This is a genomic window from Haloarcula sp. CBA1115, from assembly GCF_000827835.1.
Taxonomy (GTDB): Archaea; Halobacteriota; Halobacteria; order Halobacteriales; family Haloarculaceae; genus Haloarcula; species Haloarcula hispanica.
Window position 1 is genome coordinate 122,586 of record NZ_CP010529.1, and the last position, 19,067, is coordinate 141,652.

General features: G+C 61.9%; 16 protein-coding genes. 10 read left to right on the top strand and 6 right to left on the bottom strand.

What is annotated here, in order from left to right:
• Nucleotides 1–97: 97 nt before the first annotated feature.
• Together SG26_RS00455 and SG26_RS00460 are read right to left on the bottom strand one after the other, a co-directional pair.
• Complete coding sequence (locus SG26_RS00455) at nt 98–1,336, bottom strand: MgtC/SapB family protein (protein ID WP_050036538.1); 1,239 nt, start codon at nt 1,334–1,336, stop codon at nt 98–100.
• A gap of 219 nt (nt 1,337–1,555) precedes the next feature.
• Complete coding sequence (locus tag SG26_RS00460) at nt 1,556–3,121, bottom strand: AarF/ABC1/UbiB kinase family protein (RefSeq protein WP_050036539.1); 1,566 nt, start codon at nt 3,119–3,121, stop codon at nt 1,556–1,558.
• 289 nt (nt 3,122–3,410) lie between these two features.
• Here SG26_RS00460 and SG26_RS00465 point away from each other — a divergent pair, with 289 nt between their 5' ends.
• The 8 genes from SG26_RS00465 to SG26_RS00500 all read left to right on the top strand — a co-directional run bounded on the left by SG26_RS00465 (nt 3,411) and on the right by SG26_RS00500 (nt 13,846).
• The gene (locus tag SG26_RS00465; protein ID WP_014030914.1) at nt 3,411–3,905 is read left to right on the top strand and encodes a hypothetical protein; all 495 of its coding nucleotides are present in this window, start codon (nt 3,411–3,413) and stop codon (nt 3,903–3,905) included.
• A 3-nt stretch (nt 3,906–3,908) separates the two neighbouring features.
• On the top strand, nt 3,909–5,414 hold the full coding sequence (locus tag SG26_RS00470) for a UbiD family decarboxylase (protein ID WP_014030913.1): 1,506 nt from the start codon (nt 3,909–3,911) through the stop codon (nt 5,412–5,414).
• Nucleotides 5,411–6,814, top strand: a complete 1,404-nt coding sequence (locus SG26_RS00475) for a UbiD family decarboxylase domain-containing protein (protein ID WP_050036540.1) — start codon at nt 5,411–5,413, stop codon at nt 6,812–6,814. The genes SG26_RS00470 and SG26_RS00475 overlap by 4 nt, the downstream gene beginning before the upstream one ends.
• A 170-nt stretch (nt 6,815–6,984) precedes the next feature.
• Nucleotides 6,985–8,667, top strand: coding sequence for an acyl-CoA synthetase (locus SG26_RS00480; protein ID WP_050036541.1), 1,683 nt, complete (start codon nt 6,985–6,987; stop codon nt 8,665–8,667).
• 45 nt (nt 8,668–8,712) lie between these two features.
• Nucleotides 8,713–9,879 (top strand): acyl-CoA dehydrogenase family protein, encoded by a 1,167-nt coding sequence (locus tag SG26_RS00485; protein ID WP_050036542.1) that lies wholly within the window; start codon nt 8,713–8,715, stop codon nt 9,877–9,879.
• On the top strand, nt 9,879–11,657 hold the full coding sequence (locus SG26_RS00490) for an acetyl-CoA carboxylase biotin carboxylase subunit (protein WP_050036543.1): 1,779 nt from the start codon (nt 9,879–9,881) through the stop codon (nt 11,655–11,657). Before SG26_RS00485 ends, SG26_RS00490 begins: the two co-directional genes overlap by 1 nt.
• A 2-nt stretch (nt 11,658–11,659) precedes the next feature.
• On the top strand, nt 11,660–13,378 hold the full coding sequence (locus SG26_RS00495; protein WP_014030908.1) for an acyl-CoA carboxylase subunit beta: 1,719 nt from the start codon (nt 11,660–11,662) through the stop codon (nt 13,376–13,378).
• Between the two features lie 3 nt (nt 13,379–13,381).
• Entirely contained in the window at nt 13,382–13,846 is a 465-nt protein-coding gene (locus SG26_RS00500; RefSeq protein ID WP_050036544.1) for a MaoC family dehydratase, read from the top strand.
• 41 nt (nt 13,847–13,887) lie between these two features.
• Here SG26_RS00500 and SG26_RS00505 read toward each other — a convergent pair whose 3' ends face one another.
• Together SG26_RS00505 and SG26_RS00510 are read right to left on the bottom strand one after the other, a co-directional pair.
• The gene (locus tag SG26_RS00505; protein WP_050036545.1) at nt 13,888–14,610 is read right to left on the bottom strand and encodes a class I SAM-dependent methyltransferase; all 723 of its coding nucleotides are present in this window, start codon (nt 14,608–14,610) and stop codon (nt 13,888–13,890) included.
• 42 nt (nt 14,611–14,652) lie between these two features.
• Nucleotides 14,653–15,486 (bottom strand): CoA ester lyase, encoded by an 834-nt coding sequence (locus SG26_RS00510; protein ID WP_050036546.1) that lies wholly within the window; start codon nt 15,484–15,486, stop codon nt 14,653–14,655.
• A 217-nt stretch (nt 15,487–15,703) separates the two neighbouring features.
• Between SG26_RS00510 and SG26_RS00515 the strand changes: the two genes are divergently transcribed.
• Nucleotides 15,704–16,579, top strand: a complete 876-nt coding sequence (locus tag SG26_RS00515) for an amidohydrolase family protein (protein WP_050036547.1) — start codon at nt 15,704–15,706, stop codon at nt 16,577–16,579.
• On the opposite strand, the gene SG26_RS00520 is transcribed toward SG26_RS00515, so the two are convergent.
• Nucleotides 16,576–17,337, bottom strand: a complete 762-nt coding sequence (locus tag SG26_RS00520; RefSeq protein WP_050036548.1) for an enoyl-CoA hydratase/isomerase family protein — start codon at nt 17,335–17,337, stop codon at nt 16,576–16,578. The two genes, SG26_RS00515 and SG26_RS00520, sit on opposite strands and share 4 nt — an antisense overlap.
• A 25-nt stretch (nt 17,338–17,362) precedes the next feature.
• A complete protein-coding gene (locus tag SG26_RS00525) occupies nt 17,363–18,019 on the bottom strand; it encodes a helix-turn-helix domain-containing protein (RefSeq protein ID WP_014030902.1) in 657 nt (218 codons plus the stop codon).
• Between the two features lie 106 nt (nt 18,020–18,125).
• Here SG26_RS00525 and paaA point away from each other — a divergent pair, with 106 nt between their 5' ends.
• On the top strand, nt 18,126–19,067 hold the full coding sequence (gene paaA / locus SG26_RS00530) for a 1,2-phenylacetyl-CoA epoxidase subunit PaaA (RefSeq protein WP_014030901.1): 942 nt from the start codon (nt 18,126–18,128) through the stop codon (nt 19,065–19,067).

Sequence of the window (19,067 nt, forward strand, 5' to 3'; positions counted from 1 at the left end):
CTCGGAGCTTCCCGATATCTCGTACGTTCGCAGGTAGTTTCTTCACGGCTTCCGGACGCGATTTTCGGGACCGACGTGGCTTCGGTGGCCCAACGGATTAGAGGACGACGACAGCGATGCCGGCGACGGCGACGATTCCAAGAGCGACCGTCACTCGCCGGCCCAGTTCGACCGTCCCCAGTAGCCACGCGAGTCCGGCTTTCGTGAGCGTATTCGCGATAGCGCCGATGACGATGCCGGTAGTCGCTACTTCGGGCGAGATCTCACCGTCCGCTTCGAGCGCGCTCAGCGTAAGCGTGATGGCGTCGACGTCAGCGAGCCCCGAGAGGAACGCAGTCGCATAGATACCCGAGTCGCCGAACCAGGTATTCGCGGACTGGGACACGAGGAGCACGATTGCGAAAACAGCGCCGAAAAACAGTGCCGGTCGGAGACGAAACGGGTTCTTGAGATCGGTCTCGACCGCGGACTCTGTCGTCGATTGCCAGTAGACGATGCCGGCGATACCCACGCCGACACCAGTCATTACTCCGAGCGGAACGACGACGCGAGGGAGTAAGGCCGGGTTGACGACGGCGACCTCGACGAGTGCGCGCGGGAACATGACGATCGACGCGACGACAATCGAGAACGAGCCGATCTTGTAGAGCTCTGGAGTTTCACTGATCCGCTCGGCCATCGAGACCGTCGTCGCGGTCGAAGAGACGAACCCGCCGAGGATTCCCGTGAGGGCGATCCCCCGCTTGGCTCCGAGAAACCGGCTCAAGATGTAGGCAGCGAAGCTCAGGCCGGTGACAAAGCCGACCATCAGCCAGATGAACCGCGGATTGAGGCCGTATAGGACATCGAGTTCACGATCAGGCAGGATCGGCAGCACGACCACCACGACGAGGATGAATTTGAGCGAGGCACGGCGTTCCCGCTCGTCGATCTGGTCGACGAAACTGTGGATCATGGGTTTCGCCGACATGAGGACAGTGACACTCCCGCCGAGAATGATCGCGAACAGCATCCCGCGTTCGGAGGACACTGCCAACGCACCCAGAAGGACAGTGAGCAAGGCAGCGGTCACCGTCGTGAGTCCGATATCCCCTTCAGTCAGCACTTTCCCGGCATACGCGACGGTCAGGGGGACTGCAATAGCGAGGACAGTGACGGGTAAGAGGGCCGGAAAGAACGCCTGGGCGGTTGCACCGACGAGGGCAAACAGCGGAAACGTCCGGCTGCCAGCGAACGTACCCCCAGATTTCGCCTGTTCCCGTTCCAGTCCGATGAGAGCACCAATACCGAATACAACGAGGAGACGAAGGAGGAGCGAATCGATGATCGCGACCATTCTCTAGGGGTTCATGCCTCCAAGTTGTCAAACTTCGGGTGTGAGAGCCGGTATCGGTCGTCTGCTGTGGCGACTTCGGAGCCGTGCTCGGTTTTTCCCTGATGACCGGAGAACTGCGCGAGCCATTCCGGATGAGCCGACTACACCTGTGCCGTCACCTGCATTCCGACTCTCGGTCGGATTGCTGTTTGTTCTTCTGGAGACCCGGTGAGGCAGGAGCTACGACTCGATGTCGACGAGGTAGACGAGGAGAAAGCCGGCGGCGACGGCAAGTACTGGGATCTCGTACGGACGCTGGTGAAAGGTCAGAATCGCTGCTGCCACGATGAGCGCTCCGGCGATCACCGCGTAACCGAGATTCCGCTCCCCTATTCCATGTCCATCAGCCGGTTCCGTACGGACGACCAGTTCACCACGTTCGAGCCGATACAACGTTCGGTCGACTCGTGACGGGACCCGTGCCAGCGCGGGAAGCGACCGGCGCACGTCCGCCCACGTTTCCTCGATGATTGCGTCCAATTCACTCTCGATGAGGTTCTGTTCGACGAGAAACGAGCGAACAGCGGCGAGGAAGTCGAACTCCGGATCGAGCTGTCGACAGACGCCCTCACCGACGGTCCCGACACGGATGAGTAGCATCACGTCCGGCGGAATCCGAAACGGGAACGCACGGAGGGTCGTCGTCAACTCCGTAATGATCTGCCGCCAGGTGATCTCCGACTGGCCTTCGAGGTTCTCGATGACAAGTTCGAGCACCCGGCCGACCTCGGCGCGGTTGACGTGTGGTTCGAGGACATCGAGCGCGATGAGCGCGTCCACCAGGTCGTCCACGTCACGACGGACGAGTGCCCGATAGAGGGCGATGATATCGTCCTGAACCGTCGGTGGCAGGCGTTCGCTCATGCCGAAATCGAAGAGTAACAGATGGCCGTCGTCTGTGACGCCGAGGTTGCCCGGATGGGGGTCAGCGTGGAACACGCCGTCGACGAGACCCATCTCCAGGTACACATTGATGATCCGTGTCGCCATCTCGTGTGGCGTCACGTCGACATCGTCGAAAGCGTCGTCGTCGGTTATTTTCCGACCGGTCAGATACTCCATAGCTAACACGCGCTCAGAGCACAGGTCTTCGTAGATGGCAGGGATGACGACTCGCTCATCGTCGTCGAAGTTCTCCCTGATATCGGCCATGATCGTCGCTTCACGCTTGAAATCCAACTCGTTCAGGATGATGTCCTCAAAATCGTCAGCCGCGTTTTGGATCGAATACTGCTGGCGTTCGGTAGCGAAGGGGCGAATCAGCGGAAGCAGCCCCCGGACCACCCGGAGGTCACGCGTTATCACGGGTTTCAATTCGGGACGTCGAACTTTCAGTGCGATTCGCTCACCCCGATAGTCTGCCGTATAGACGTACGCGAGCGACCCGCCGGCGACCGGTTCGAGCGTCGACTGATCGAGTTCGTCGCCCAGTTCTTCCGCGACGACGTGTTTTGGATCGCCCCCTGCACCCTCTGGCACTTCGTCCTGAAGGGTTCCGAAAACGTCGGCATACACCGGTGGAACGATATCTGGGCGCGTCGAGAGTACCTGCCCGACTTTGATGAAGGCCGGTCCGAGTTCGAGCATCGTATCCCGGATCTGCTCGGCCCGTTGTCGATGCTTCTCGTCTGGAACCTGTCTTCGTGAGCCAAAAAGGACGAACCGCCGACGGTCACGGAGAAATGACAGCGCGAAGGGTAAAAACCGGACGATAACGACCAGGTACCGGCGAAACAATCCGTTCATCTATCGAAGCGAAAACGGCTGAGTCGCGTCAATTGGCAGTGCATACTCTGGCTTCGATCAAGCGGCATATATAACTGAAGGAAACATTATACTGGCTCGTGTAAATATACACTTTCTGACAACCTCTCAATACTAGTGATCCGCGCATTTCAGCTCACAGAGCCCGATTCGAGCGACAAACTGTGCCTGGGATGCACGGGTCAGTGAAACGGTGGACTGACGACGGTACATATATGCAATAGGGACAAGAGGTTGCTAAGAACATCAGCAAAACAACTGAGGGCAGGTAATGTCGAACCACTACATCACGTCAGCAGACCATCTCCCCGAAGAAGCACAGACAGAGACCACACTACAGATCACGGATGCCCAAACGAAACGCATTTTCGAGGCACGCGTTCGGATTGCCAAAGACCCCGATGCGCTCACTGACCCGGAACCGCTAACAATCGTCGCCGGGCCACACGAGAGCGTCAGCGAGACCAGATACGTCGAACTGCTCGACGAGACTGAGGCGACTGGTATCGATCAGGAGCTGGTGACGCATCTGGCGGCCGAACAGGAGACGGCGTCGAACATCCTCAATACACGATCCGACGATCTGAAGGTCCTCTTACAGTATCTCGTCGAGACAGGCGAGTACGAGTCAACGGCCGATGCGCTTCGCGAGATCGCGTTCGACCAGCTCGCCACAGAACGACCGGCCCTGCTTGACGCCTACGCTGAGGTCCGCCGTGAACTCGACGACGACCCACTGAGGCGCGTGCTGGAACAACAGGAGTGATCTATGTCGGTTAGTTCGCTCCGCGAGTACCTCGATTTGCTCGACACGACCGGTTGGCTCCGGTCCTTTGACCAACCGGTGTCGTGGGACCTCGAAGCGAGCGCGGCGACGATGCTCGCCAATATCCGCGACGGCCCGATTCCGGTGTTCGAGTCCATCGCAGGGCTAGAGACGGAGTCGAAACTGGTTGGCGATCCGTACCGCGGCCCCCAGACGCGTCCCTGGGATCACTTCGCCCGCGCGCTGGGACTCTCAGGCGGCCTTTCGGGCCGTACGTACTACGACCGAGTGATTGATCGCCTCAACGCGCCACAAGCGCCCCGAACTGTCGCGAGCCAGGAGGCTCCCTGCAAAGAAACAGTGCGGACGGGGAACGAGGTCGACCTCCTGTCGTTTCCGTGGCCATATATCCATGAGGGCGACGGGGGACGGTACTCGAATCTCCACACCATCGTCGCACCGGACCCCGACACGGAGTGGGGGACCTGGTCGAGCCATCGCATGATGATCCACGACTCCTCCCAGGCCAGTCTGCTGTTACTGGCCGGCGAGCAGGTACCCAACCGCTACTACTACGACTACGAACCCCGGGGCGAACCGATGCCCGTCGCGGTCGTCATCGGTGCCGAACCCACCGTCGAGTGTACTGCGGATATGTGGATTCCGACAGGCCGGAGCGAAGCGGCATTCGCGGGCGGCCTGAAAAGCGAGCCTGTGGACCTCGTCCAGTGCGAAACCAATGACCTGTACGTCCCGGCGACGGCCGAGTTAGTTCTCGAAGGCCACGTTCGACCCGACGACCGCCTCGACGAGGGGCCGTTCGGCGACTACTTCGGCTACATGAACGGCCCGCGACGCTCCATGCCGGTGTTCGAGGTCGATGCGATCACCCACCGCCACGAACCGCGAATACCGTTTTGTGTCGAGGGGAGCGGTGTCGGATACGGGCAAAACTCGACCAGTACGCTCCGGCTCGTCGCGGCCGGCCCCGACGCGACTGTCGGTCTTCGGGCCGCCGGATTCGACGTTGCGATGGCGGTCCCGTGGCGATTCACCTCTCGCACCGTCTGGGTCATCGCGACGGATCGACCGTATCCGGGCTATCTCCACGAACTGGCGAACTTCATTTTCACGACGTGGGGGATGCTCCACATCGATTTCTTCGTGTTTGTCGACGCTGCTGTCGACCCGCTCGACCCACGGGCAGTCTTGACAGCTATCGCGCTTGAGGCCGATCCGGACGCCGACTTCCATCAGTTCGGCGTCGAGCGAATGCCGAAAGTTCCGCTCAACATCTACCAGACGCCCGACGAGAAGGGCAACGCGGACGTGGGGACGTCGAAGGCGAAGACGGCCAAAGCCTACATTGACGCAACGACCGACGGTGACGCGGCGGAGATGGCAGCGACCACAGAAACCCGGAAGCGAGCCCAGGAGCGGCTGGTCGAAGCGGGCCTAAACGCTGCGCGGTTCGACCGGCTTGACGAGCGGGAGGGGCAGTCACAGTGATACCGTTCACGCAGTACGTCCGCGGACTGGCCGGCGACGACGACCTCGTCCGACTCAACGGCCCGTTCGAAGTCCCGGTGGACGTGCTTGCGGCGGAGGCGCTCCGCGCGAGTGGACCGGCGCTTCGATTCCAGCGAGCCGCCGGCAGTGATCTAGTTAGCGGTGTGTTCAGCGGCCCGGACCAGACACACCAGCGCGAGGCCAGGCCGTGGTCGCGGCTGTCGCTCGGCCTCGGACTCGACCCGGAAGCCACGCTCGTTGATCTACTGGAGACGATCAGCACTCTCGGCCCGGCCGGCGGGAACCTGGACCCGACATACACGGGTCAGGCGGCCTCGGGAACAGATATCGACGCACAGGACTTGCGGTTCCCGCAGGGCGAAACCGATACGTGGCCCGCAGTGACGCTTGGCGTCGCATCGGTCTCGACCGCTGACGGCACACACTGGGCACCGGTTCACGGCTCGGTCGTGGGCGGCGAGACGCTCAGAGTGCGCGTCCCGGACACGCTGTCGTCGCTTGTCAGTGAAGGGACGACAATAACGATAGCGCTCGGCGTGCCGCCGGCGGCGATCACGACGGCGTACCTGCTCGCTGTCACCGAGCAAACTGCCACGCCGATCCAGTCCTGTGGGGTGACCGGAACCGTCCCGCTCGTCCCGACCAACGGCGGCCTCGTCCCGAGCGCGACGGAGGTCGTCATGGAGACGACGGTCGTGGACTGCAAGCCGGACTTCCGGTCCGACCGTCGAGAGGGCTGGGAATACGTCATCGAGAGCGGCCCGCTCTCGCTGTCGGTCGAGCGCGTCCGCACTACTGAAAACCCGGTCATCCCCGTCTCCCCCGTCGGTCGCCCACTCGCGGATGACACCCGTCTCACGGGGCTCGTGACCGCCGCAGCGCTCTATCACCGACTCAACAACTACTGGGGCATCTCGCCAGTCGAATGGATTATGCTGCCGGCAGAGGCTGAACTCGGTATCTGTTTCGTCGCTAGTGACGTGCTCTACGGCGGCTTCGAGTGGCAACTCGCGAACATCCTCTTTTCGTTCTCGTCGCTTTTCGACACGGTCGTTATCGTCGATGAAGACGTTCCGCCACAGGACTTCGGCCGCGTTCTGGCCGATATCTGGCTGAAATCCCACCCCGCCCGCGACTGGACGTTCAGCGAACCGGATGCACCGGCAGCGACACGCCCTCACTATCGACGAGACAACGAAACCGGCTCGCGCCTGTACGTGAACGCGGCGTGGGACCCGCGCTGGAAGGAAACCTACATCGCGCCGCGAGTCACGTTCGAGAACTCCTTCCCGAACGACGTCCGCGACGTGGCTCGTGTCCTGTGGGACGAACCCGACACCGCTCCCGGAGAGACGACTGAAAACGAATCGCCCCACTGAATATGTCTCTCGCGTGTATATATCTTCGAATATGTTGTAATCAGTTCTGTTTACGCCATACTGAAATCGAATAATACCTAGGTAGGAATGAAAAATAAAATAGATTCAATACGTTTTTCGCAAAAAGTAACCGGTACAGTTATACCAGAATCCGGTATTCCGAGCGGTGTATGGTCACCAGCCACAACCTCCCGGACTACGACACAGCGCGAAACGAGTTCTCCTGGGACGATATATACGCGGCAGCGGACTGGGACGCACCAAACGAGCTGAACATCGGGCACGAAGTCGCCGCCCGTCACGCGACCGACCGGGGCCAGGTCGCACTCTACCAGGTCGGGACCGACGGAGAGCTGTCGAAAATGACGTTCTGGGAGCTTGCTGACCGTTCGAGCCAGTTCGCCAACGTTCTCGACGACCTCGGGGTCGCCCAGGGTGACCGGGTCTTTTCATACATGCCCCGGATTCCGGAGCACTACGTGGCGCTGGTCGGCACGCTCAAACACGGTGCCGTCTGGGGAAGTGTCAACGAGCGGTTCGGCCCCGACGGCATCTCGTACCGTCTGGACGACTGCGACGCGAAGGTCGTCGTCACCACGACCGACAATCGCGACACGGTCGAAGACGCGCTGGACGAGGCCCCGTCGGTCGAACACGTACTCACCGTTGACCGCGGGGGCGGCGCACCCGCTGACGACGTGGTGTTCAATACCGCGCTTGATGGCGCGAGCACGGCGTACGAGGTCGCTGAGACCAGCGGGGAAGACGACGCGCTGCTGTACTACACTTCGGGAACGACCGGGCTGGCCAAGGGTGTCCTCCACAAACAGCGCTGGATCGCCGGCGTCGCGGCAACACAGAAGTACGCCGTGGACCTTCAAGACGGCGACCTGTACTGGTCGACCGGTGACCTCGGCTGGCTGACGGGTGCAATCAACACCCTCGGTGCCTGGTTCTGGGGTGCGTCGCTGTTCACGTACGAAGGCGAGTTCGACACCGACGAGTGGGCCGCCCTGCTCGACGAATACCCGATTAGCGTCCTGTTCTCGGTTCCGACGGCGTACCGGATGCTCCGGGAGAACGAGGAGGTCCTTGCGGATGTCGACCTCGATTTGCGGCATGCGCTTTCCATCGGCGAACCGCTCAGCGCCGGCGTCGTCGAGTGGGGAGAAGACGAACTCGGCGTCACGATTCTGGATACGTACGGCCAGACTGAGACCGGGAACATGATCATCAACAACTATCCAACGATGGACCTCCGGCCCGGGTCGATGGGGAAACCACTCCCCGGAATCGAGGCCGACATCGTCGACCCACAGAGCGGCGAGGTTCTGGAACCCGGTGAGACGGGCGAAATCGCACAGCGCGGCGACTACCCGTGTTTCTTCGCCGAGTTCTGGAACAAGCCCGAGAAGACCCAGCGAGCGTTCGTCGACGGACCGGACGGGACATGGTACCTCTCGGGTGATCTGGCACACAAAGACGAGGACGGCTACTTCTGGTTCGAGGGGCGTGCGGACGACGTGATCCTCTCTGCTGGCTACCGCATCGGGCCGTTCGAGGTCGAGAGTTCGCTGGGTGAACACGACGCGGTCGCCGAGGCGGCAGTCGTCCCCAAACCACACGAAGCGCGAGGGAACATCGTCAAGGCCTATGTCGTGCCGAGCGAGGACGCTGAGCCATCCGCCTCGCTCAAAGAAGACATCCAGAGCTACGTGAAAGAAGAGCTCTCAGCACACGAGTACCCGCGCGAAATCGAGTTCCGGGAGGGCCTACCCAAAACAGTGACCGGGAAAATTCGCCGAACCGAACTCCACGACGACGCCGAAGCAGAAGCCGAAGTCGAATCCTGACACAGGGTATCAAGCAGTACGAGTGCCAACGCAGACACAACCACAATGAATTTCGAAGAAACAGAGGAACGCTCGATGATTCGGTCGACCGCGGCGGACGTGGCGGCCGAGTACGGACCGGAGTACTGGCGCGAGAAAGAGGAAGCAGGCGAGTTCGGAGAGGAATTCTGGGACGAACTGGCCGCGGCCGGCTTCCACGGCCTGCTGGTCCCGCCGGAGTACGAAGGGGCCGGGATGGGCATACAGGAGATGGGGCTGGTCATGGAGACGCTCTGTGCCAAGGGCTGTGGCATGGCAGGCACCTGGTATCTGGTGCTCACCGCCGGCATGGCCGCTGCCGGTATCAGCGAGAGCGGAACAGAAGCGCAGAAACGGACCTATCTGCCGGACATCGCCAACGGCAAGCGAAACTTCTCTATCGGCATCACGGAGCCCGAGGCCGGGACAAACACGCTGAACGTCGCCACCCGCGCGGAGAAAGACGGCGACGAGTACGTTCTGAACGGGAACAAGGCCTGGATTACCTTCGCCGACCGGGCTGACAACATGATTCTCGTCACGCGCACGACCCCACGCGACGAGGTCGAGCGCGGGACCGACGGTATAAGCCTGTTTATCGTCGATATGGACGACCCCGGCATCGACGTGTCCCCGATTCCCAAACACGGCATCAACTACTCGAAGTCCTGTGAAGTCTTCATCGAGGACGTTCGGGTCCCCGAGGAGAACCTCCTGGGGGAGGAAGACGACGGCTGGTGGACTCTGGTCGATATGCTGAACCCGGAACGCATCGGCTTTGCGGCCGCCGGGACCGGTATCGGCAAACTGGCCGCCGACACTGCTATCGAGTACGCTAGCGACCGGGAGGTGTTTGGCGCGCCTGTCGGGAGCCATCAGGCGGTGTCGTTCCCGATCACCAAGGCGTACGCCCGCATGGAAACGGCGGCGCTCATGCGTGAGAAGGCCTCTTGGCTCTACGACCAGGGCGAGGAGTGCGGGTACGAGACGAACGTCGCGAAGGCGACGGCCGTCAGTGCTGGCATCGAAGCGGTCAAGCAATCCATGCAGGCGTTCGGCGGCTGGGGCTACGCGAAGGAGTACGACGTCGAACGCTGGTGGCGCGAAATCAACCTGACACGGCTGGCCCCGGTTTCCCAGCAGATGGCGTACAACCATATCGGCCAGCACCTCGGCTTCCCCAGATCCTACTAATGTTCGAGAAAGTCCTTGTCGCAAACCGCGGCGAAATCGCGGTCCGTGTGATGGCTGCGTGTGAAGAGCTGGGTATCGAAACGGTCGCCGTCTACAGCGATGCCGACCGCAACGCCGGCCACGTTGAGTACGCCGACGACGCATACAACGTCGGCCCGGCACCCGCAAGCGAGTCGTACCTCGACCAGACCGCGATACTCGATGTTGCCGAGCGGGCCGGGGCCGACGCGATCCATCCCGGGTACGGCTTCCTCGCCGAAAACGCTGAGTTCGCTGGCCGCGTCGAGGCTACCGACGGCATCACCTGGGTCGGGCCGCCAAGCGACGCAATGGAGACGCTGGGCGAAAAGACGAAAGCCCGGACGGTGATGCAGGATGCCGGCGTCCCGGTCGTCCCCGGCACGACGGACCTTGTCAGCGAGCCGGACGAAGTGCGCGAACTGGGTGCCGAGTACGGCTACCCCATCGCGATAAAAGCCGAAGGTGGCGGCGGCGGTCGTGGCATGAAGATCGTCCGGAGCGAGGCCGAGGTCGCGGAGGCGCTCAAGAGCGCGAAGCGCGAGGGGGAAGCCTACTTCGGCAACGATTCCGTGTACGTCGAAAAGTACCTCGAAGCACCGAAACACGTCGAAGTGCAGGTGCTTGCAGACGAACACGGCAACGTCCGTCATCTGGGCGAGCGCGACTGCTCGCTCCAGCGTCGCCACCAGAAGGTCATCGAGGAAGCCCCGAGTCCCGCTCTCGATGCCGAACTGCGGACGCAGATCGGCGAGGCCGCCAGACGCGGTGTCAGCGAAGCCGGGTACACGAACGCCGGCACGGTGGAGTTCCTCGTCGAGGACGGGGAGTTCTACTTCATGGAGGTGAACACCCGCATTCAGGTCGAACACACCGTCACCGAGGCTGTGACGGGCATCGACATCGTTCGCTGGCAGCTCCGGGTCGCCGCGGGCGAGCAACTGGACTTTACACAGGAGGACGTGTCGATAGACGGACACGCCGTCGAGTACCGAATCAACGCGGAGAACCCGGCCGAGGACTTCGCGCCGACGCCGGGACCGCTGACGACGTACGCGCCGCCAAGCAGTATCGGTGTGCGGCTCGACCACGCAGTCTCGCAGGGCGACGAGATCGGGGGCGACTACGACTCGATGATCGCGAAGCTCATCGTCGCTGGCGAGGACCGGGACCACTGTCTGGACCGGTCGAGGCGTGCCCTCGACCATTTCACCGTCGAGGGGGTCCACACGACCATCCCGTTCCATCGATTGATGCTGGACGACGACACGTTCCGCGCCGGGACGCACACGACGAAATACCTCGATCAGGAACTCGCCGACGATGCCCTTGACGCGGCCGTCGCGCGGTGGGGGACAGACGAGGTCGGCGGCAACACCTCATCGGCGTCGACGGACGAAATCGCCGTCGAAGTCGACGGAAGGCGCTTCGATGTCGTCGTTACGGACGGACGACCCCGCGTCTCCGGTGATGGTAACGCCAGTGGCGGCTCCGGCAGTGGCGCTTCGGGCGGCAATTCATCCGGTGGCGGCCCGGTGGCCACGTCGGGTGCGATTACGGCTGAGATGCAGGGCACTATCCTCTCGACCGAAGTCGCGCCCGGTGACGATATCGCAGCGGGCGATGTCGTCTGCGTGCTGGAGGCGATGAAAATGGAAAACGACGTGGTGGCATCCACGGGCGGCACTGTCGCGTCCGTCCCGATCGCGGAGGGCGACTCCGTAGACATGGGTGACACCCTGGTTGTACTGGAGGAGTAAGTATGCAAGTCAGAATTTCAGACGACGCGACCGAATCGGAAGCACAGGCCATTGCCGAGGCGCTGGCGACACACTTTGAGGACGACATTACCCTCGTCATTGACAGCGGCGAAACGGTCGCCAGTGCCACGTACGACAGCACTCGACGGGACGAATCCACGGAACCGGTCGACGACGACCTCGGTCCGACCGAACGCGAAGAGGCCCTGCGCGAGGAGATTGCAGAGATCCTCGAAGGCGGGCCGGAAAAGTACAAGGAGCAGTTACCTGAGGAGGGCAAGCTGTTCGTCCGGGACCGTATCGACCTGTGGTTCGGTGACGATTTCCTGTTCGAGGACGGGAAATTTGCGGAGTTCGACGCCGACGACCAGCTCCCGGCTGACGGGCTCATCACGGGGGCCGCGGAGTTCGAGGGCCGTGACCTGCATTTCATGGCCAACGATTACACGGTCAAACGTGGCAGCATGGCGGCAAAGGGTGTCGAGAAGTTCCTCCGGATGCAACAGCGGGCACTGAAAACCGGGCGTCCGGTGCTGTACCTGATGGACTCCTCGGGCGGCCGTATCGACCAGCAGACGGGCTTTTTCGCCAACCGCGAAGGTATCGGGAAGTTCTACTACAACCACTCGATGCTATCGGGGCGGGTCCCGCAGATCTGTGTGCTGTACGGTCCCTGTATCGCCGGTGCAGCCTATACGCCGGTGTTCGCGGACTTCACCGTCATGGTTCGGGACATGAGCGCAATGGCCATCGCCAGCCCCCGGATGGTCGAAATGGTCACCGGCGAAAAGATCAGCCTCGACGACCTCGGAGGCCCTGCTGTCCACGCACAGCACTCCGGGAGTGCGGACCTCATCGCCGACGACGAGGAACACGCCCGCGAACTCGTCGCGAAACTCATCGGCTATCTGCCAGACAACGCCGACGAAGACCCACCACAGACCAGTGGGACGGCCCCGAAGCGCTCGCCGGAGGGTATCGACGCCGTTGTCCCGGACAAGCCGAACAAGGGTTACGATATGTTTGACGTGATTGAGCGGGTCGTCGACGCCGGGTCGACGCTCGAACTCCGGCCCGAATACGGCAAGGAGATAATCACGTCGTTCGCCCGGATAGACGGGCGGCCAGTCGGAGTTATCGCCAATCAGCCAGCCCAGCGTGCCGGGGCCATCTTCCCGGACGCGGCGGAGAAAGCCGCCCAGTTCATCTGGACCTGTGACGCCTACAACATCCCGCTGCTGTATCTCTGCGATACGCCGGGGTTCATGGCCGGGTCTGGCGTCGAGAAAGAGGGCATCCTCGAACAGGGCAAGAAGATGATCTACGCCACGTCTTCGGCGACAGTGCCCAAGCAGTCCGTTGTGGTCAGGAAGGCCTACGGCGCGGGCATTTACGCGATGTCCGGTCCCGCCTACGACCCCGAGTCGACAATCGGGCTTCCGAGTGGGGAAATCGCGATCATGGGACCTGAAGCGGCTATTAACGCCGTCTACGCCCGCAAGCTCTCCGAGATCGACGACGAGGACGAGCGACAGCAAAAGGAGCAGGAACTCCGCGAGGCCTACCGCGAGGATATCGACATTCATCGAATGGCTAGCGAGGTCGTCGTCGACGACATCGTCCCGCCGAGCGACCTCAGAACGGAACTGACAAACCGGTTTGCGTTCTACGAGACCGTCGAGAAAGACCTCCCGGACAAGAAACACGGGACCATCCTCTGAGCTATGACAGGACGCTACTACGAGGAGTTCGAGGTCGGCGAGGCCATCGAACACGAGAAGCGCCGTACGGTCAGCGAGCGCGACAATCAGCAGTTCTGCGATATGACGATGAACCAGCAGCCGCTCCATCTCGACGCCGAGTTCGCGGCCGAGACGGAGTTCGGCGAGCGACTGGTCAACGGGCTCTACACGATGAGTTTAGCGGTCGGTCTGACCATCCCGGAGACGACCGATGGCACCATCGTCGCGAACCTGTCCTACGACAGCGTCGAGCATCCGAACCCGGTGTTCCACGGCGACACGATTCGCGTGCAGTCGACCGTGACCGACAAACGCGAGACCAGCGACGGCGAACGCGGCGTCGTCACGATGCACGTCGAGGTGTTCAAACTCGCAGATTCGGACGACGTCCTCGTCTGTGAGTTCGACCGCACCGTGCTGTCGCTGAAACGGGACCACGCCGAGTGACGCTGTGACCGCTCGACGGACGAACCGCAGATTCAAGTCACCTATTCGGGCACACCGACGACCCAGCGCCATCGTTGCTCGAACGTGCCGTCGAGAGCGCCGAGGAGTTCACGGGCTTGCCGCACTCGTTTCTCCGTTTCGAGTTTCGGATAGAGCCGTGCGGCCATCGCGGGAATCGCGTGGAATAGCCGAATATTTTCGGCACTTGTCGAAAATTTCCAGGTTCCTGTAGTCGCCGAGAACTCAGCCGCGAGGGCGTCCCGAATAGCCGGTGTATCAGTCGGGGAGCGCGACTCGCGCTCGAACTGCTCGAACGCGTCTGTGCCGTCAGAATCGAACCAGCCAAGCGGTGCGACGGCCCCGACCACTCCACCAGACCGGAGGACTCTGGCAGCTTCCCGTACTGCAGTCGCTGGGTCGAGGACCAGAAAGAGCGAGGCGGTAAACGCGACGCCGTCGACTGACTGGTCACTGAGCGGCAGGTGGTTGAAATCGGCCTGCAGTCGGGCCGTGGACTCGATCTCGCTCAGCATCTCGCGGCTGATATCAAGGGCAATCGTGTCCGCTGTTGTCTCGGTGAATACGCGTGTGCTCACGCCTGTTCCTGCGCCCGCATCGAGAACTGTCCCGAGGCCGCCGTCAGTACGAGCATCCATTTCGGCGGCGAGCAGGCGTGCGAGCGACGTGAAGCGATTGGTCCGCCGCTCGTAGGTCGTGTAGGCGTCGACGCTGGCATCGAAGTTCTGCCGGACGACGTCTTTCATACGCGACAGCACAGCCAGGTCCCGGATAGGTGTTGCCGTTGACTACCGTTGACCGGCTTCGCGAGCGCGTTCGAGGACACGCTCCGCCTGTGCGATAAGCGGTGCGTCGATCATCTCCCCGTCGACCTCGAAAACCCCAGCATCGGTCTCGTTGTCGGCCGCAACAACGCGCTCAGCCCATGCTATCTCCTCGTCATCGGGGGTGAACGCGTCGTTGATGACCGCCACCTGGTCCGGGTGGATCGCCATCTTCCCGTCGTACCCGAGTTGGGCGGCGAACTCAGTTGCCTCACGGAGCCCATCCAGATCGCCGTAGTCCGGGTAGATCGTGTCGATTGCGTCGATTCCCGCGGCGCTGGCCGCAACGACGACCCGCTGGCGTGCATAGAGCACCTCCCGCCCATCGCTGGTGCGACTCGCACCGATGTCGGCCGCGAGGTCTTCGGCCCCGAACAGGAGCGCGTCGGTGGAATCGGCGGCTGCGATCTCCGCCGCGTTGAGGACGCCGGCGGCCGATTCCACCAGCGCAAGCACCGGGAGGTCCGTATCGTGTTCTCTGAGGAGCCGTTCTAGTGCTTCGATGTCGCCGGCGGACCCGGCCTTGGGGAGCATCACGCTGTCAGGGCTGGCATCCGTCAGTATCGCTGCGAGGTCCGCTGTGGCGCTGACCCCTACGGGATTGATGCGAACGCAGATGTGGTTGTCCGAACTGACAGCCGAGAGTACTGATTGAACGGATTGACGTGCCTGCTCTTTATCCGCCGGTGCAACCGCATCCTCGAGGTCGAAGACGACGACATCGGCGTCGCCACCGGCCGCTTTCCGCATCAACTCCGTATTGTCACCCGGTGCGAACAGAACACTGCGACGAACCATAGCTGTGCCTTCACTCCCCGGTAGTAAGATTGTAGGGGATTGACGCCCGGCCATACCGGGGGTGAGCCTTCGTCTGGCGATTTGTTCGTCTGCCGCCGTTATCATCGGCTCTTCTCGATGCTGGTATCCTCAGCACGGTTCTCCACTCGCTCCGGCGAGTATTCTGCACAGCACAATCAGGCATGGATTTTTATGATACTGGGTAAAAGCTCCTTCTGTGACAACCGACCTCCCCGGCGTAGCCGACAGGCAACTGTTCGATACGCACGCGCATCAGCCGACCAGTGAGTTCCTCCACGACGCCGGCGGCGAAATGATGCAAGACGCCGCCGACCGCTTTGGCACTGACCTGGAGACGTGGGACTACGAGGAGATGCTCGCGGAGTACCATGAAGCGGGCGTCGGTGGCGCTGTCCTGCTTGGCTGGGACGCGGAGACGAACACCGGGAACCCGCCCGTCCCGAACGACTATGTCGCCGAGGTCCGGGACGAGTATTCCGACTTCTTCGTCGGGTTCGGGAGCGTCGACCCTCTGAAAGACGATTGTGTGCAGGAGGCAATCCGGTGCGTCGAGGATCTGGACCTCTCCGGGTTCAAGTTCCAGCAGATCGCACAGGGCTTTGACCCCTCAGATGAACGCCACGACCATCTGTGGAGTACCATCGAAGACCTCGGCGTCCCCGTCGTCTTCCACGGCGGGAACTCGACACTAGGGGCCTGCAGTGCTGGCGGTCGCGGCCTGAAAGTCAAGTACGGCAACCCGATGCTCATCGACGACGTGGCCGCCGCCTATCCGGATCTCGACATCCTCATTGCCCATCCCGCGTTCCCGTGGGAGAAAGAGCAGTTGGCGATCTGCCAGCAGAAGGGCAACGTGTACATGGACCTCTCGGGCTGGGTGCCGAAGTACATCGACGACCAGGTCCTTCACTACGCCGGGACCGTTCTCAAAGACAAGGTGATGTTCGGCACCGATTACCCGATGATCGACCCCGAAACGTGGCTCGAATCGTTCGCTCGCGATACCGACTTCGACACGGACGTCCAGCGGAAGATTCTGTTCGAAAACGCACAGGAGTTTTTCCACCGCTAATCGAAGTCCGGGGTTCGACCGTCCAGAAACGCCTCGACACCACGCGAATGAGCCGGCGTATCGTACGCCAGTGACTGGATGCGTGCTTCTTGACGCAGCCCGGTCTGTAACGGCTGGCCGATGTTGTCGTGGATCGCTTCCTTCGCCAGCCCGAGGTTCGCCGTCGGCTGTGCCTGAAGCGTTTCGAGCAGGTCGGCCGTCCGCGCGTCGAGGTCACGCTGCTCGACAGCCTCGTTGATCAGGTCTATCTCGGCGGCGGTCTCGGCGTCGATCAGTTTCCCGGTGAACGCGAGTTCCTTGGTCTTCCTGAGCCCGATGAGCCGGGGGAGTATCGCGGTTGCGCCCATATCCGGCACGAGGCCGACGCTGATGAACGACGCACCGAACCGGGCGGACTGGGCGGCATACGCGAAATCAGCGACAGCCACGAGCGACAGCCCGGCACCGACCGCATCCCCGTTGACCTTCGCGACGACAGGCACCGGCGCTTCGAGGATGTTGCTGGCCACCCGACCCAGCGTCGTCCGGACCCGCTCGTAGGCTTCCGTCGCGGACTCCTCACGCTCGCTCATCGCCTCGATATCCCCGCCGGCACTGAAGGCGTCGCCGTCGCCGGTGAGGAGCACGGCATCGTGTGTCGCTGGGTCGAGGTCAGCGAGCGCAGCAGCGAGCTCAGTCGCGACCGCCCCGGTCATCGCGTTTTTGACATCGGGACGGTCGAATACGATTCGTCGAACAGCGCCGTCTTCAACGCGCATGGTCGTACTCACACGCGCGGGTACTTTACTCCCGGTCGTCGTCCGGTCGGCCTTCGCCGACGCCGCCGAACAGCTGTGTGAGCAGCGAGTGCTGTGCGCGGTGGAGTCGTTCGAGGAACGCGGACTTACTGATACCGAGTTCGGCGGCGACTTCACTAGCGGTGGTCTGTCGTGGGACGACGAAGTAGCCCATCTCGACCGCGTACCGGAGACTTTCCGCCTGTGCCGGGGTCAGGTCCCACTGCTGGGCGATAGACGCGTCTTCTCTCGCACGCAGGGCGTACACCCGCTGTAGCTTCACGCCGACGGTTTCACCGGCCGTCTCCATGACCGTCTGGAGGATCTCGTGGCCCACCACAGCGCCAGTTAGAATCGCGTTTCCGTCCCGATAGGTCAGCGATTCCACCATGAAGCCCGCGCTGATGAGTTTGTGGACGACACACTGCTGGAGCGACAGACACCGGTAGTTGTACCGACCCTCGGTAACTGACTGGTAGAGATAGCGGATCCGGTCGTCGCCGTCGAGGTAGTCCCCGAGTTCCTCACTCGCCTGCGCGCTGAACCGCAACAGTACGTTACGGTCATCCCGGAGGAGTGGCGGGGCCGCCTCGATGGGCGTGCCAGTGGCACTACTCGCATCTGCCAGTGGACAGTCATCGCCCTCGATGCGAAATTCGACCATTAGACACTCCTCTATCATTGCCTCGTATATGTGCGGATATACTTATAAAACCCGTCTATATAGGGGCAAATTAGTATGAACATTCCTCACGATTTATGGGATACATATGAACGTTGACGAAGTCAAAGCCCGCGCTGGACCCCGGGAGTTCAGCCCGAAAGACGACCTTCCCGAAGAGTATCGGAAGGCAGCCACGCGGATGCTTGAATTCCACGCCAACAGCGAGATTATGGGGGCGTACCTCGAACGGCCCTTCATCAGACAAGCCCCGAGCATCGAGCGAAAGATGGCCTTCAGCGCGAAGGTGCAGGACGAAATCGGCCACGGCCAGATGCTCTACCGAGCGGCGGAGTCGCTCGGTATCAAGACCCGCGAAGAGATGCTCGACGACCTGGCGAACGGGGACGGGAAGTTCCTGAACTGCTTCCACTACCCGATGGAGAGCTACGTCGAGACGCCGATGATTGCCTTCTTCGTCGACGGGGCCGCGATGCGCCGCCAGGCGACCCTGAAAAAGTCCAGCTGGGAGCCGTACGCCCACGCGATGGACAAGATCTGCTTCGAAGAGGGGATGCACGTCAAGCACGGTGAGTCGATCCTCCGCGAACTGATGAACGGCTCCCGGAGGGAACAGCGCATGACTCAGGAGGCCTTCGAAGAGTGGTGGCCGCGAATCCTGCAGTTCTTCGGCCCGACCGACGACCAGAGCACCCACCACGACTTCGCCGCGGAGGTCGGGCTGAAGACGTGTACGAACGACGAGCTTCGGAACGCGTTCCTCAACACCTACATCCCGAAGGCGAAAAAATACGGGCTGGAGATGCCCGACGAGCCACGCATTCGGGACAACGGTGACGGGACCTACGAGGTCGTCGAGGACGACCTCGACTGGGACGAGTTCTTCACCGTCTCGCAGAACGAATATGACGGCAGTATCGAACAGATTTCCGGTCGCCGGCAGGCTCAGGAAGCGGTGCAGTGGGTCCGTGACATGATGGACGACCAGACGACGACGAACAGCGGCCCGCAGTCACAGGCAGCGGACTGA

What these genes read in the sequence shown, in the direction of transcription:
- SG26_RS00455 (WP_050036538.1), bottom strand. Translation starts at nt 1,336, where the DNA reads ATGGTCGCGATCATCGATTCGCTCCTCCTTCGTCTCCTCGTTGTATTC.
- SG26_RS00460 (WP_050036539.1), bottom strand. Translation starts at nt 3,121, where the DNA reads ATGAACGGATTGTTTCGCCGGTACCTGGTCGTTATCGTCCGGTTTTTA.
- SG26_RS00465 (WP_014030914.1), top strand. Translation starts at nt 3,411, where the DNA reads ATGTCGAACCACTACATCACGTCAGCAGACCATCTCCCCGAAGAAGCA.
- SG26_RS00470 (WP_014030913.1), top strand. Translation starts at nt 3,909, where the DNA reads ATGTCGGTTAGTTCGCTCCGCGAGTACCTCGATTTGCTCGACACGACC.
- SG26_RS00480 (WP_050036541.1), top strand. Translation starts at nt 6,985, where the DNA reads ATGGTCACCAGCCACAACCTCCCGGACTACGACACAGCGCGAAACGAG.
- SG26_RS00485 (WP_050036542.1), top strand. Translation starts at nt 8,713, where the DNA reads ATGAATTTCGAAGAAACAGAGGAACGCTCGATGATTCGGTCGACCGCG.
- SG26_RS00490 (WP_050036543.1), top strand. Translation starts at nt 9,879, where the DNA reads ATGTTCGAGAAAGTCCTTGTCGCAAACCGCGGCGAAATCGCGGTCCGT.
- SG26_RS00495 (WP_014030908.1), top strand. Translation starts at nt 11,660, where the DNA reads ATGCAAGTCAGAATTTCAGACGACGCGACCGAATCGGAAGCACAGGCC.
- SG26_RS00500 (WP_050036544.1), top strand. Translation starts at nt 13,382, where the DNA reads ATGACAGGACGCTACTACGAGGAGTTCGAGGTCGGCGAGGCCATCGAA.
- SG26_RS00505 (WP_050036545.1), bottom strand. Translation starts at nt 14,610, where the DNA reads ATGAAAGACGTCGTCCGGCAGAACTTCGATGCCAGCGTCGACGCCTAC.
- SG26_RS00510 (WP_050036546.1), bottom strand. Translation starts at nt 15,486, where the DNA reads ATGGTTCGTCGCAGTGTTCTGTTCGCACCGGGTGACAATACGGAGTTG.
- SG26_RS00520 (WP_050036548.1), bottom strand. Translation starts at nt 17,337, where the DNA reads ATGCGCGTTGAAGACGGCGCTGTTCGACGAATCGTATTCGACCGTCCC.
- SG26_RS00525 (WP_014030902.1), bottom strand. Translation starts at nt 18,019, where the DNA reads ATGGTCGAATTTCGCATCGAGGGCGATGACTGTCCACTGGCAGATGCG.
- paaA (WP_014030901.1), top strand. Translation starts at nt 18,126, where the DNA reads ATGAACGTTGACGAAGTCAAAGCCCGCGCTGGACCCCGGGAGTTCAGC.